At 60.7% G+C, this 13,165-nt stretch carries 12 protein-coding genes; 10 read left to right on the top strand and 2 right to left on the bottom strand.

Going from position 1 to position 13,165, the window contains the following annotated elements:
• Positions 1-15: 15 nt before the first annotated feature.
• On the top strand, positions 16-333 hold the full coding sequence (locus HX783_RS19760) for a Rieske 2Fe-2S domain-containing protein (protein WP_159959911.1): 318 nt from the start codon (positions 16-18) through the stop codon (positions 331-333).
• Here HX783_RS19760 and sfsA read toward each other — a convergent pair.
• Both sfsA and HX783_RS19770 read right to left on the bottom strand, forming a co-directional pair.
• The gene (gene sfsA / locus HX783_RS19765; RefSeq protein WP_177017983.1) at positions 330-1,043 is read right to left on the bottom strand and encodes a DNA/RNA nuclease SfsA; all 714 of its coding nucleotides are present in this window, start codon (positions 1,041-1,043) and stop codon (positions 330-332) included. The genes HX783_RS19760 and sfsA overlap by 4 nt on opposite strands.
• Entirely contained in the window at positions 1,043-2,215 is a 1,173-nt protein-coding gene (locus tag HX783_RS19770) for a pyridoxal phosphate-dependent aminotransferase (protein WP_177017984.1), read from the bottom strand. Before HX783_RS19770 ends, sfsA begins: the two co-directional genes overlap by 1 nt.
• 320 nt (positions 2,216-2,535) lie before the next feature.
• Here HX783_RS19770 and dksA point away from each other — a divergent pair, with 320 nt between their 5' ends.
• The 9 genes from dksA to panC all read left to right on the top strand — a co-directional run bounded on the left by dksA (position 2,536) and on the right by panC (position 13,056).
• Complete coding sequence (dksA, locus tag HX783_RS19775) at positions 2,536-2,976, top strand: RNA polymerase-binding protein DksA (RefSeq protein ID WP_034100675.1); 441 nt, start codon at positions 2,536-2,538, stop codon at positions 2,974-2,976.
• A gap of 83 nt (positions 2,977-3,059) precedes the next feature.
• Complete coding sequence (gene gluQRS, locus HX783_RS19780; RefSeq protein ID WP_159959917.1) at positions 3,060-3,947, top strand: tRNA glutamyl-Q(34) synthetase GluQRS; 888 nt, start codon at positions 3,060-3,062, stop codon at positions 3,945-3,947.
• A gap of 62 nt (positions 3,948-4,009) precedes the next feature.
• Complete coding sequence (locus tag HX783_RS19785; protein WP_003176118.1) at positions 4,010-4,186, top strand: hypothetical protein; 177 nt, start codon at positions 4,010-4,012, stop codon at positions 4,184-4,186.
• A complete protein-coding gene (locus tag HX783_RS19790; RefSeq protein WP_162530298.1) occupies positions 4,170-7,124 on the top strand; it encodes a sensor histidine kinase in 2,955 nt (984 codons plus the stop codon). Before HX783_RS19785 ends, HX783_RS19790 begins: the two co-directional genes overlap by 17 nt.
• A 22-nt stretch (positions 7,125-7,146) precedes the next feature.
• A complete protein-coding gene (locus HX783_RS19795) occupies positions 7,147-8,577 on the top strand; it encodes a sigma-54 dependent transcriptional regulator (RefSeq protein WP_159959919.1) in 1,431 nt (476 codons plus the stop codon).
• A gap of 709 nt (positions 8,578-9,286) precedes the next feature.
• Positions 9,287-10,690: a polynucleotide adenylyltransferase PcnB gene (locus HX783_RS19800; protein WP_159959921.1), complete on the top strand. Its 1,404-nt coding sequence runs from the start codon at positions 9,287-9,289 to the stop codon at positions 10,688-10,690.
• A 2-nt stretch (positions 10,691-10,692) separates the two neighbouring features.
• Positions 10,693-11,178 carry a 2-amino-4-hydroxy-6-hydroxymethyldihydropteridine diphosphokinase gene (folK, locus tag HX783_RS19805; RefSeq protein WP_177017985.1) on the top strand — a complete coding sequence of 162 codons (486 nt, stop codon included), beginning with the start codon at positions 10,693-10,695 and terminating at the stop codon, positions 11,176-11,178.
• A 229-nt stretch (positions 11,179-11,407) separates the two neighbouring features.
• Positions 11,408-12,208 carry a 3-methyl-2-oxobutanoate hydroxymethyltransferase gene (panB, locus tag HX783_RS19810; protein ID WP_177017986.1) on the top strand — a complete coding sequence of 267 codons (801 nt, stop codon included), beginning with the start codon at positions 11,408-11,410 and terminating at the stop codon, positions 12,206-12,208.
• Positions 12,205-13,056, top strand: coding sequence for a pantoate--beta-alanine ligase (gene panC, locus HX783_RS19815; RefSeq protein ID WP_177017987.1), 852 nt, complete (start codon positions 12,205-12,207; stop codon positions 13,054-13,056). The genes panB and panC overlap by 4 nt, the downstream gene beginning before the upstream one ends.
• Positions 13,057-13,165: the final 109 nt, after the last annotated feature.

Consider the following 13,165-nt stretch of genomic DNA (forward strand, 5'->3'; position numbering starts at 1 on the left):
CACTTAAGGATTGAAATGAAGTTTCTCTGCCCCTCCGACACCCTCGCGCCCAACAGCAGCCTCGGCTTTGAGATCGACGGCTGCAAGCTGTTGGCCGTGCGCCGGGATGGCGTTGCCTACTTCTATATCAACCGTTGCCCCCATCGCGGCATCCCGCTGGAATGGCAGCCCAATCAGTTCCTCGACACCAGCGCCAGCCTGATCCAGTGCGCCACCCACGGCGCGCTGTTCCTCATCGAGAGCGGCGAATGCATCGCCGGCCCGTGCGCCGGCCAAAGCCTCACCGCCCTGCCCGGCCGCGAAGACGCACAGGGCTTGTGGGTGGAACTCTAGTCGCCGATCAGCACTTCCAAGCGCCGGTCGAGGTAAATTTCCTCAGGCGTGACGTGCACGCCGTAAGCCAGCACCTCCACACCCGCAGCCTTGGCCTCGCGCAACGCCGCAGCGTAACCGGCGTCGATCTCCACGGCTGGGCGTACCGCCTCGATTCCCGACAGGTTGACGCAATACAACTGCACCGCCCGCACGCCGTCGCGCGCCAGGTACGCCAGTTCACGCAAATGCTTGGCACCGCGCTGGGTCACGGCATCGGGAAAGGCGGCCACCGCAGTGCCGTCAAAGCCCAGGGTGACACTTTTGACTTCGACAAACGCCGCGCCCTGTGGGTAATCCAGGCGAAAGTCGATACGGCTTTTCTCCTGGCCGTAAGGCACTTCACGCTTAAGCGCGGTAAAGCCATTGAGCTCGGTGATGACGCCGGCGCGCAACGCCTCCTCAACCAGCTGATTGGCGCGCGCCGTGTTCACGCACGCCAGCCGGCCTTGCGGCGTTTCGGCAATCTCCCAGGTGCCCGGCAGCTTGCGCTTGGGATCGGTGGAGCGACTGAACCAGACCTGGCCGCCTTCCACCATGCAATTAAGCATCGACCCGGTGTTCGGGCAGTGAATGGTCAGCAACTCGCCGGTAACGGTTTCGATATCGGTGAGAAAGCGCTTGTAGCGGCGAATCAGCCGCCCTTCTTCGAGGGGAGGATGAAAACGCATCAGCCTTGCCAGCTCCGTAAGCCACGGGCGATTCGTTCGACTGCCTCTTGTAGCCGTTCGAGGTTTTGCGTGTAGGCAAAACGCACATGATGACCGGCCTGATAACGGCCGAAATCCAGCCCTGGCGTAAAGGCTACGTGTTCGGTCTCGAGGAAATGACGGCAGAACGCGAAGGCATCGCCGCCGAACGCGCTGATATCGGCGTACAAGTAGAAGGCGCCTTCCGGCTCGACGGCGATGCCGAATCCAAGCTCACGCAGGGCGGGTAGAAGGAAATCACGACGGCGACCGAACTCGGCGCGGCGCTCTTCCAGAATGCTCAACGTTTGCGGGGTAAAACAGGCCAGCGCCGCGTACTGGGCCATGCTCGGCGCGCTGATGTAGAGGTTTTGCGCCAGCTTCTCCAACTCGCCCACCGCAGCGGGCGGCGCTACCAGCCAGCCGAGGCGCCAGCCGGTCATGCCGAAATACTTCGAAAAACTATTTAGGACGAACGCATCGTCATCGACTTCCAGCACGCTGGCGGCGTCGGTGCCATAAGTGAGGCCGTGATAGATCTCATCCACCACCAAGTGGCCGTCACGCGCCTTGATCGCACTCGACAATTGCGCCAATTCGTCCCGCGTGAGGATGGTGCCGGTGGGGTTGGCAGGCGACGCAACCAGGGCGCCCACGCTGTCCTGGTTCCAATGCTTGGCCACCAGGTCGGCGGTCAATTGGTAACGCACGTCCGGGCCGACCGGCACCAGTTGTGCCGCACCTTCCACCAAGCGCAGGAAATGCCGGTTACACGGGTAGCCGGGGTCGGCCAACAACCAATGTTTACCGGGGTCGACCAACAGACTGCTGGCCAACAACAAGGCGCCCGAGCCACCGGGGGTGATCAGAATGCGCTCAGGGTCGACATTCAGCCCGTAACGCTGCTGGTAAAAACCACTGATAGCCTCGCGCAGTTCAGGCAGCCCACGGGCTGCGGTGTAACGAGTCTTGCCATTCGCCAGCGCCGCCTGGCCGGCCTGGATGATGGGCTCGGCCGTGGTGAAATCCGGCTCGCCGATTTCCAGGTGGATCACATCGTGGCCGGCCGCCTGCAGCTCGTTCGCTCGCGCCAGCAACGCCATGACATGAAAAGGTTCGATGGCGCGACTGCGCGCACTGTAGGGCTGAGCCATTAGCCTTCCTTAACGGTGAGGACAAAATCAGGATTCTACCGAACCCTCACGGTAAAACATGCTCTATTGCCTGCTCGGCCATCCACGATGAACCGAGCAAGCGCTTGCAAAACGACTAAAATCAACAATCGAGACACGCTATACCCAGCCATGGCGGGCTGTTGCTGTTTGCACCCCCGCCAAGTTGGGCCTCGACAACCGGGAGTGGCGCACCCCGAATCTATCTGGTAAGTTCGCCCGCTTGCAGCCGCAGGGCCGGCAGGTGTCGGTGACGTTGCAATCCTGCGCAATGGATTAGAAGAGTGAGAGGCGGTCTATTCATGTCCACCCAAGCAAAGCAACAGCAGCAGAGCCTCAGTGGCTTCACACCTTACGTTGAAACGAAGGGTGAGGAGTACATGGGCAAGCCCATGCGCCAGCACTTCACCAAGATCCTGCAAAAGTGGAAGCAGGACTTGATGCAAGAGGTCGACCGTACCGTTGACCACATGAAGGACGAAGCCGCCAACTTCCCGGACCCGGCAGACCGTGCCAGCCAGGAAGAGGAATTCGCCCTCGAACTGCGCGCCCGTGATCGTGAACGCAAGCTGATCAAGAAAATCGACAAAACGCTGCAACTGATCGAAGACGAGGAATATGGCTGGTGCGAATCCTGCGGCGTCGAGATTGGTATTCGCCGCCTGGAAGCCCGCCCAACCGCGGACCTGTGCGTAGACTGCAAGACCTTGGCTGAAATCAAGGAAAAACAGGTCGGCAAGTAATCCTGTCGAGCTGAACGAATGGGGCGTGCAAACGCCCCATTTTTGTTTCTGGCGTTTACCGATTTTCCAGTAGTATCCGGCCCATGACAGCCTCTACCTATATTGGGCGTTTCGCCCCCACGCCCAGCGGCCATTTGCATTTCGGCTCGCTGGTTGCCGCCCTCGCCTCCTACCTTGATGCCCGCGCCAATCACGGCCGCTGGCTGATGCGCATGGAAGACCTCGACCCACCCCGAGAAGAACCCGGCGCCCAGGCGGCGATCCTGCACGCCCTGGAAAGCTACGGCTTTGAATGGGATGGTGAACTGGTCCGACAAAGCGAGCGGCATGACGCCTACGCCAAAGTCCTCAACGACATGTTCAACCATGGCCTGGCCTACGCCTGCACTTGCTCGCGCAAGCAACTGGAGCCGTATCACGGGATTTACCCGGGTTTGTGTCGCAACGCCGGGCATGCTCAGCACGATGCGGCCATCCGCCTGCGCGTGCCTGAGCTGGAATACCACTTTACCGACCGCGTGCAGGGCGAATTCCGACAGCACTTGGGCCGCGATGTAGGCGATTTCGTCATCCGTCGCCGCGACGGCCTGTATGCCTATCAACTGGCCGTGGTGCTCGATGATGCCTGGCAAGGCGTGACCGATATCGTACGCGGCGCCGACCTGCTCGATTCCACGCCGCGCCAGCTCTATCTGCAGGAATTGCTGGGCTTGCGCCAGCCGCGCTACCTGCACGTGCCGCTGATCGTCCAGCCGGACGGTAACAAGTTGGGCAAATCCTACCGCTCGCCGCCGTTGACACCCGACCAGGCTACGCCTTTGCTGTTAAGGGCATTGCGCGCCCTCGGCCAGCCGGCCGGCGCTGAACTGCTGCACGCCAGCCCGCGCGAACTGCTGGATTGGGGCATTGCGCACTGGGATGCCAGCCGGATCCCGCGCACACTCACGCTGGCCGAAGCGCAATTGAGCTGAAGGCGCTTGCAGCTTGCCAGCCATCCGTTACCATCGCCGCAGTTTTTTAATCAGAGGCCAACATGTACATCTATCGATTGGTCCTGCTGCTGGTCGTCGGGATCTACCTGTTTTCCCCCGCCATCATGGATTGGTGGATCGACGCCACGGGCGCCTGGTATCGCCCCTATCTGCTGTGGCTGATCCTGATCGTCGTGACCTTCATCCTGCAGAGCCAAAAAGATGCCGATGAGCTTTAGCCTCACCCAGATGCTGCTGATCAGCGCCGCCTACCTGGCCGCGCTGTTCGCCGTGGCCTGGATCAGTGAGCGTGGAATGATTCCGCGGGCGATCATTCGCCATCCGTTGACCTACACCTTGTCCTTGGGCGTCTACGCCAGCGCCTGGGCGTTTTATGGCACCGTGGGTCTGGCCTATCAGTACGGCTATGGCTTCCTGTCCAGTTACCTCGGGGTGTCCGGCGCATTCCTGCTGGCGCCGGTGTTGCTGTACCCGATCCTGAAGATCACGCGCACCTACCAGCTGTCATCCCTGGCGGACCTGTTTGCCTTCCGCTTTCGCAGCACCTGGGCTGGCGCGCTGACTACGATTTTCATGCTGCTCGGCGTGCTGCCGCTGCTGGCCTTGCAAATCCAGGCCGTGGCGGACTCCATCAGCATCCTCACCCGCGAGCCGGTGCAGCATCGCGTCGCCCTGGCGTTTTGCGCGTTGATCACGCTGTTCACGATTTTCTTCGGCTCACGCCATATCGCCACCCGCGAAAAACACGAAGGCCTGGTGTTTGCGATTGCCTTCGAATCGGTGATCAAGCTGATCGCCATCGGCGGCGTCGGCCTGTATGCGCTGTACGGCGTGTTCGACGGCCCGCAACAGCTGGAGTTGTGGCTGCTGCAAAACCAGACAGCCCTTGCCGCCTTGCACACGCCGCTGCAAGAAGGCCCATGGCGCACGCTGCTGCTGGTGTTCTTCGCCTCGGCGATTGTGATGCCGCACATGTACCACATGACGTTCACCGAGAACCTCAACCCGCGTTCATTAGTGAGTGCAAGCTGGGGCTTGCCGCTGTTCCTGCTGCTGATGAGCCTGGCAGTGCCGCTGATTCTGTGGGCCGGCCTCAAGCTGGGGGCGACCACCAACCCGGAATACTTCACCCTCGGCGTCGGTATTGCGGCCAACAGTAAATCCCTGGCGTTGCTGGCCTACGTCGGCGGTTTGTCGGCGGCCAGTGGCCTGATCATCGTCACCACGCTGGCGCTGTCGGGCATGGCGCTCAATCACCTGGTGCTGCCGCTGTATCAGCCGCCAGCCGAAGGCAATATCTACCGCTGGCTGAAGTGGACACGCCGCGCGCTGATCGTTGCGATCATCATGGCCGGTTATGGCTTCTACCTGTTGCTGGGCGCCGGGCAGGACCTGGCCAACCTCGGCATCGTCGCGTTTGTCGCCACCTTGCAGTTCCTGCCCGGCGTGTTGTCGGTGCTGTACTGGCCGACCGCCAACCGTCGGGGCTTCATCGCCGGGCTGCTGGCGGGGATTCTGGTATGGATTGTCACCATGCTGCTGCCGCTGGTCGGCAATTTGCAGGGCTTCTACATTCCGTTGCTGAACATGATTTACGTGCTCGACGACACCAGCTGGCACATGGCGGCGATTGCTTCGCTGGCGGCCAACGTGCTGATGTTCACCTTGATCTCGCTGTTCACCAACGCCAGCCCTGAAGAAACCAGCGCCGCCGAAGCCTGCGCGGTGGACAACGTGCGCCGCCCGCAACGCCGCGAACTGCATGCCGCCTCGCCCCAGGAATTTGCCACGCAACTGGCCAAGCCGCTGGGCGCCAAAGCCGCACAGAAGGAAGTCGAACAGGCGCTGCGCGATCTGTACCTGCCCTTCGACGAACGCCGCCCGTATGCGCTGCGACGCTTGCGCGACCGGATCGAGGCCAACCTGTCCGGGCTGATGGGGCCGAGCGTGTCCCAGGACATGGTTGAAACCTTCCTGCCTTACAAGGCCGGCGGCGAAAACTACGTCACCGAAGACATCCATTTCATCGAGAGCCGGCTGGAGGATTACCACTCACGCCTCACCGGTCTCGCTGCCGAACTCGATGCATTGCGCCGCTACCACCGCCAGACCCTGCAGGAGCTGCCGATGGGTGTGTGCTCCCTGGCCAAGGATCAAGAGATCCTGATGTGGAACAAGGCCATGGAAGAACTGACCGGAATCGCCGCCCAGCGGGTAGTGGGTTCGCGCCTGAACACCCTGGGCGACCCGTGGAAAGAACTGCTGCAAGGCTTTATCAACCTGCCCGACGAGCATTTGCACAAACAGCACCTGGCGCTGGACGGCCAGACCCGCTGGCTCAACCTGCACAAAGCAGCGATCGACGAGCCGCTGGCGCCCGGCAACAGCGGCCTGGTGTTGTTGGTCGAAGATTTGACCGACACGCAAATGCTCGAAGACAAGCTGGTGCACTCCGAGCGCCTGGCGAGCATTGGTCGTTTGGCCGCAGGCGTAGCCCACGAGATTGGCAACCCGATCACCGGTATCGCGTGCCTGGCGCAGAACCTGCGCGAAGAGCGCGAAGAAGACGGTGAAATCACCGAAATCAGCGGGCAGATCCTTGAGCAGACCAAGCGCGTTTCACGCATCGTGCAGTCGTTGATGAGCTTCGCCCATGCCGGCGCGCATCAGAATCAGGATGAGGCCGTGTGCCTGGCCGAAGTCGCGCAGGATGCCATTGGGCTGCTGGCCTTGAACCGGCGCAATTTCGAAGTACAGTTCTTTAATCTGTGCGACCCGGACCACTGGGTCGACGGCGACTCCCAACGCTTGGCGCAGGTGTTGATCAACCTGCTGTCCAACGCCCGTGACGCGTCCCCGCCGCACAGCGCGGTACGCGTCAAGAGCGAGGCTTTCGAGCACACGGTCGATCTGATCGTGGAAGACGAAGGCAGCGGTATTCCACAGAACATCATGGATCGATTGTTCGAACCTTTCTTCACCACCAAGGACCCAGGTGAAGGCACCGGTCTGGGCCTTGCACTGGTCTATTCCATCGTTGAAGAGCATTATGGACAAATCACCATCGACAGCCCGGCTGACACCGAAAGCCAACGCGGCACCCGTATTCGGGTGACCTTGCCGCGTCATGTCGAAGCGACGTCCGCTGTGAACTGAGACCGTCGAGAGAATTGAATCAATGCCGCACATTTTGATCGTCGAAGACGAAACAATTATCCGCTCTGCCTTGCGTCGCCTGCTTGAACGTAATCAGTACCAGGTCAGCGAAGCCGGCTCGGTGCAGGAAGCCCAAGAGCGGTTCAGCATTCCCACGTTCGACCTGATTGTCAGCGACCTGCGTCTGCCGGGCGCGCCCGGTACAGAGCTGATCAAGCTTGGCCAGGGCACCCCGGTGCTGATCATGACCAGCTACGCCAGCCTGCGCTCGGCCGTGGACTCGATGAAGATGGGCGCGGTGGACTACATCGCCAAGCCTTTCGACCACGACGAAATGCTCCAGGCCGTGGCCCGCATCCTGCGCGACCGCCAGTCGGCTGGCAGTGCGCCCGCCGAACAGCGCCCCGCCGGCAAGGCCGCCGAGAAACCCGGTGTCGACAACAGCAACGGCGAGATTGGCATTATTGGCTCCTGCCCACCGATGCAGGATCTGTACAGCAAGATCCGCAAAGTCGCGCCAACCGATTCCAATGTATTGATTCAGGGCGAATCGGGCACCGGTAAAGAGCTGGTGGCCCGCGCCCTGCACAACCTGTCCAAACGCGCCAAGGCGCCGATGATTTCGGTGAACTGCGCGGCGATTCCTGAATCCCTGATCGAGTCCGAACTGTTCGGCCACGAGAAAGGCGCGTTTACCGGCGCCAGCGCCGGGCGTGCGGGCCTGGTGGAAGCGGCGGACGGCGGCACCTTGTTCCTTGACGAAATCGGCGAACTGCCCCTGGAAGCCCAGGCGCGCCTGCTGCGTGTGTTGCAGGAAGGCGAAATTCGCCGCGTAGGTTCGGTGCAGTCGCAAAAGGTCGATGTGCGCCTGATCGCCGCGACCCACCGTGACCTGAAGAGCCTGGCCAAGATCGGCCAGTTCCGTGAAGACTTGTATTACCGCCTGCACGTGATCGCTCTCAAGCTGCCGGCCCTGCGTGAGCGTGGCGCCGACGTCAACGAGATCGCCAGCGCTTTCCTGCTGCGCCAGAGTGCGCGCATCAACCGTACCGACCTCAAGTTTGCTCCGGACGCCGAGCAAGCCATTCGGCATTACTCGTGGCCGGGTAACGTGCGCGAGCTGGAGAACGCAGTTGAGCGCGCGGTCATCCTGTCGGAGAGCCCGGAGATTTCTGCCGAGCTGCTGGGCATCGACATCGAGCTGAGCGACTTGGAGGACGACGATTTCATCGGCCTGGCCCCACAACAGGGCGGCGGTAGCAATACCAGCCATGAGCCGACGGAAGATTTGTCACTGGAAGATTACTTCCAGCATTTTGTCCTTGAGCACCAGGACCACATGACCGAGACCGAGCTGGCGCGCAAGCTGGGCGTGAGCCGCAAGTGCCTGTGGGAACGGCGCCAGCGCCTGGGCATTCCACGGCGCAAGACCGGGGTGGCCAGCGAGAGTTGAGGGCGCGCCCCCACAGGTAACACCCTCAGATGTGAAAAAACTGTTACCGCAGCTTTTTCACGTAACAAAAGCCGGGGCTTACGGTAACGAAGCCCCGGTTTTTTTTGGCCCTCAAAAAACCCGAAACCACCTAAAACCCCCGGTTTTGCTGGGCGGCACAAAAGTTGGCACGCACCCTGCTATATGCTTAGTACAAAAACAATAACAAGCTCAGTACCAGACAATAAAAATAAGACGAATCGACTCACGCACAATAAAAACAACACGGCGGAGGCGCAGCTAACTGATTCTTTTGGAGAGGCGTTGCATTTGGGGCTTGCCCCGCAACCAGGCCGAGAACAACAAAAACTGCCCTAAGGCAGAGCCTGAACTGGTTGGATCGTAGATCAGCAACACAGCGACCAAAGCAATCCGTTTGCTCTTGACTCCCGATTGGGAGTGTCATGAAGGTGAAATGTCATGGCGAGGGCGATCAACAAAAACAAGAAGCCCGCAATCAATAATAAAAATAGAGCACGCAACTACTTCTGGGGGAGCTTCGGCTCCCCTTGTAGTTTCCGGCATTTGGCCAACCTTCCCTTTCTTTTAAGCATATGGCGCAACGCCTGCAGCTTGTTCCTACACCATCCCTCGACTAAATGCTAGAATCCCGGCCCATCATGCGGTCATTCTTCGTTATGGCCGAACATTCCTTCAAACAGTGCATCCCATGCTGAAGAAGTTGTTCCAGTCATTCCGTTCTCCCTTGCGTCGTACGCAACACATTCGCAGCACGCCTGAAGTGCTTAACAGCAATCAGCATTCATTGCAGCGCGCTCAGTTCAGCCGTTATGCGGTGAACATCGTCGAACGTTTGCAGAACGCCGGCTACCAGGCCTATCTGGTGGGCGGCTGTGTACGTGACATGATGCTCAATATCACGCCCAAGGATTTCGACGTCGCCACCAGCGCCACGCCCGAGCAGGTACGCGCCGAGTTTCGCAATGCGCGCATCATCGGCCGCCGCTTCAAATTGGTGCATATCCACTTCGGTCGCGAAATCATCGAGGTCGCAACCTTCCGCGCCGGCCATCCGCAAAACGATGACGAGGAAGACACTAACCAGTCCTCCCGCAACGAGAGCGGCCGTATCCTGCGTGACAACGTTTACGGCACCCTGGAAGAAGATGCGCAACGCCGCGACTTCACCATCAATGCCTTGTATTACGACCCGGTCAGCGAACGCATCCTCGATTACGCCAATGGCGTACACGATATTCGCAACAACCTGATCCGCCTGATCGGCGACCCGACCCAGCGCTATCAGGAAGACCCGGTGCGCATGCTGCGAGCGGTGCGTTTTGCCGCCAAGCTGAACTTCGGTATCGAAAAACATACTGCCGCGCCAATTCGCGAGCTGGCACCGATGCTGCGGGAAATTCCCTCGGCACGCCTGTTCGAAGAAGTGCTCAAGCTGTTCCTCTCGGGGTATGCCGCCGACACCTTCGAAATGCTCGTCGACTTGCAGTTGTTCGATCCATTGTTCCCGGCCAGCGCCGAGGCCCTGGAATACAACCCGACGTACACCCACACGCTGATCAGCGAAGCCTTGATCAACACCGACCTGCGCATCAAACAGAACAAACCGGTGACCCCGGCGTTCCTGTTTGCCGCCCTGTTGTGGCCAGCCCTGCCCAAGCGTGTACTGCGCTTGCAAGACCGTGGCATGCCGCCGATCCCAGCCATGCAAGAGGCTGCGCACGAGCTGATCGCCGAGCAGTGTCAGCGCATTGCTATCCCGAAACGTTTCACCCTGCCGATCCGCGAGATCTGGGACATGCAGGAGCGTCTGCCGCGCCGCAGTGGCAAACGTGCCGACCTGCTGCTGGACAACCCGCGCTTCCGCGCCGGCTACGACTTCCTGCTGCTGCGTGAAAGCGCCGGCGAGCAGACCGACGGCCTGGGCGAATGGTGGACCGATTACCAGGACGCCAATGACAGCCAGCGCCGCGACATGATTCGTGACCTTGGCAGCAAAGGCGATGGTGCGGGCGAAGGCCCGAAAAAGCGTCGCCGCAGCTCCGGCAGCAAGCGTAAGCGCAGTGCTGATGCCTCGGGCGCTGCAGGCGAATAAACGTGGAACGCATCTACATCGGCATGGGCAGCAACCTGGCTGCCCCGGAGCAGCAATTGCGCAGCGCCACCCAGGCGCTGGCGCAGTTGCCAGGCACTACGCTGGCTGGCGTGTCGGCCTTCTATCAAAGTGATTCCCTGCTCCCAGGCCAACCGCGCTACACCAATGCAGTTGCCGCCCTGGACAGCACCCTCGCACCACTGGCGCTGCTTGATGCGCTGCAAGCCATCGAAAACGACCAGGGCCGCGAACGCCTTGAGCGTTGGGGCCCGCGCACCCTTGATCTGGATATCCTGTTGTTTGGCGAGCGTCTTATCGACGAGCCGCGCCTGAAGGTGCCTCATTACCAGATGCACCTGCGCGCGTTTGTGTTGTACCCGCTGGCTGAACTCGCACCCGCCGACCTGCAATTGCCAAATGGCCAAACGCTTGAAGAGCTGCTGACGGCCTGCCCGTTTGTCGGCCTGGAACGCCTCACCACCGCTTGACTCGATCCCTGTAACAGCGGTAACACCGCCCTCGTAACAATGCGGTAACACATCCAATTGACTTCCCGAGTCCTCATCACGACTATAGGCGTCCCGCTGCCGCCAACCCGGCGCTGAAGGGCGCAATCCAGGCCTTATAAGCACTGCTCTCAAGACGGTGCGCCTGTATAGAACGAAGACTCACGCGCGTTACTCGCTGTTTCCAAGCGCCTGAACGAGGACCCTTTTCATGCCAGACATTACCCTGACCACCTTGCAGAGCCTCAAGCTCAAAGGTGAAAAAATCACCATGCTGACCTGCTATGACGCCACCTTCGCCCAGGCCAGCTGCCAGGCCGGGGTCGAGGTGCTGCTGGTGGGTGACTCCCTGGGCATGGTTCTTCAAGGGCATGACAGCACCCTGCCCGTCACCACCGATGAACTCGCCTACCACACCGCCAGCGTCAAGCGCGGTAACGACGGCGCCTTTATCATCGCCGACCTGCCGTTCATGGGTTACGCCACGGTGGAACAGACATTCCAGAACGCCGGCAAACTGATGCAAGCCGGTGCGCACATGATCAAAGTGGAAGGCGCCGTATGGCTCGCCGAGTCGATTCGACTGCTGGCTGAGCGTGGCGTCCCCGTGTGTGTGCACATGGGCCTGACGCCACAGTCGGTGAACATCCTTGGCGGCTATAAAGTACAAGGCCGCAATGAAGCCCAGGCGCGCCAGATGCGTGCGGACGCCATCGCCCTGGAACAAGCAGGTGCTGCGATGATTCTGCTGGAGTGCGTACCGAGCGAACTGGCCGCAGAGATCACCCAGGCCGTCAAAGTGCCGGTAATTGGCATCGGCGCAGGTTCCGCCACCGACGGCCAGGTCCTGGTGGTGCACGACATGCTCGGTCTGTCGCTGACCGGCCGAGCACCTAAGTTCGTGAAAAACTTCATGGCCGGCAAGGACAGCATTCAGGCTGCACTGAGCGCCTACGTCGACGAAGTCAAAGCCGTGACATTCCCTGGCGACGAACACGGATTCTCTGCATGAATACCGTTAAAACCGTAAGAGAACTGCGCTCCGCCGTCGCCCACGCGCGCAGTGCCGGTAAACGCATCGGCTTCGTGCCCACCATGGGCAACCTGCACAGCGGCCATGCCACCTTGGTGACCAAAGCCGCGCAGCAGTCGGACTTTGTGGTGGCAAGCATCTTCGTCAACCCACTGCAATTCGGTGCCGGCGAAGACCTGGACAAATACCCGCGTACGCTGGCTGCCGACCAGGAAAAGCTGCTGCAAGCCGGCTGCAACCTGTTGTTCGCACCCACCGTCGAGGAAATGTACCCAGGCGGCATGACCGGCCAGACCCGCGTCAGTGTTCCGCAACTGTCCGAAGGCCTGTGCGGCGCCAGCCGTCCGGGGCACTTCGAAGGTGTGGCCACGGTGGTCAGCAAGCTGTTCAATATGGTCCAGCCGGACATGGCTGTGTTTGGCCAGAAGGATTACCAGCAACTGGCGGTGATCCGCGCGATGGTGCATGACCTGAACATGCCTATCCAGATCATCGGCGAGCCGACCGTGCGGGCTGCCGACGGCCTCGCGCTGTCGTCGCGCAACGGCTACCTCAGCGACGAGCAGCGCGCCATTGCGCCGGTGCTGTACCGCAGCCTCAGCCAGATTGCCGACGCGATAAAAGCCGGTGACCACGATTTTGCCAAGCTGCGTGCCGAGCAGATCCAGCACATCGAAGCCGCGGGGCTGCGCATGGATTACCTCGAAGTGCGCCAAGGCGTGCACTTGCGCCCGGCCACGGCCGAGGATCGCGATGTGGTGATCCTGGTGGCCGCGTACCTGGGTGCGACGCGCCTGATCGACAATTTGCACCTGAACCTGGCCTGACCACTCCCGCCTTTTCTGCTTCAAAAACAGCGCACCTGTTGCCCTCCCCGCTGTGCCGGTATAAAAAAGTACCGGCTACAGCGCAGACAAAGCCAAGACATATCGACAC

Origin of the sequence: Pseudomonas sp. D2002 (genome assembly GCF_013385735.1) — a bacterium.
GTDB lineage: Bacteria > Pseudomonadota > Gammaproteobacteria > Pseudomonadales > Pseudomonadaceae > Aquipseudomonas.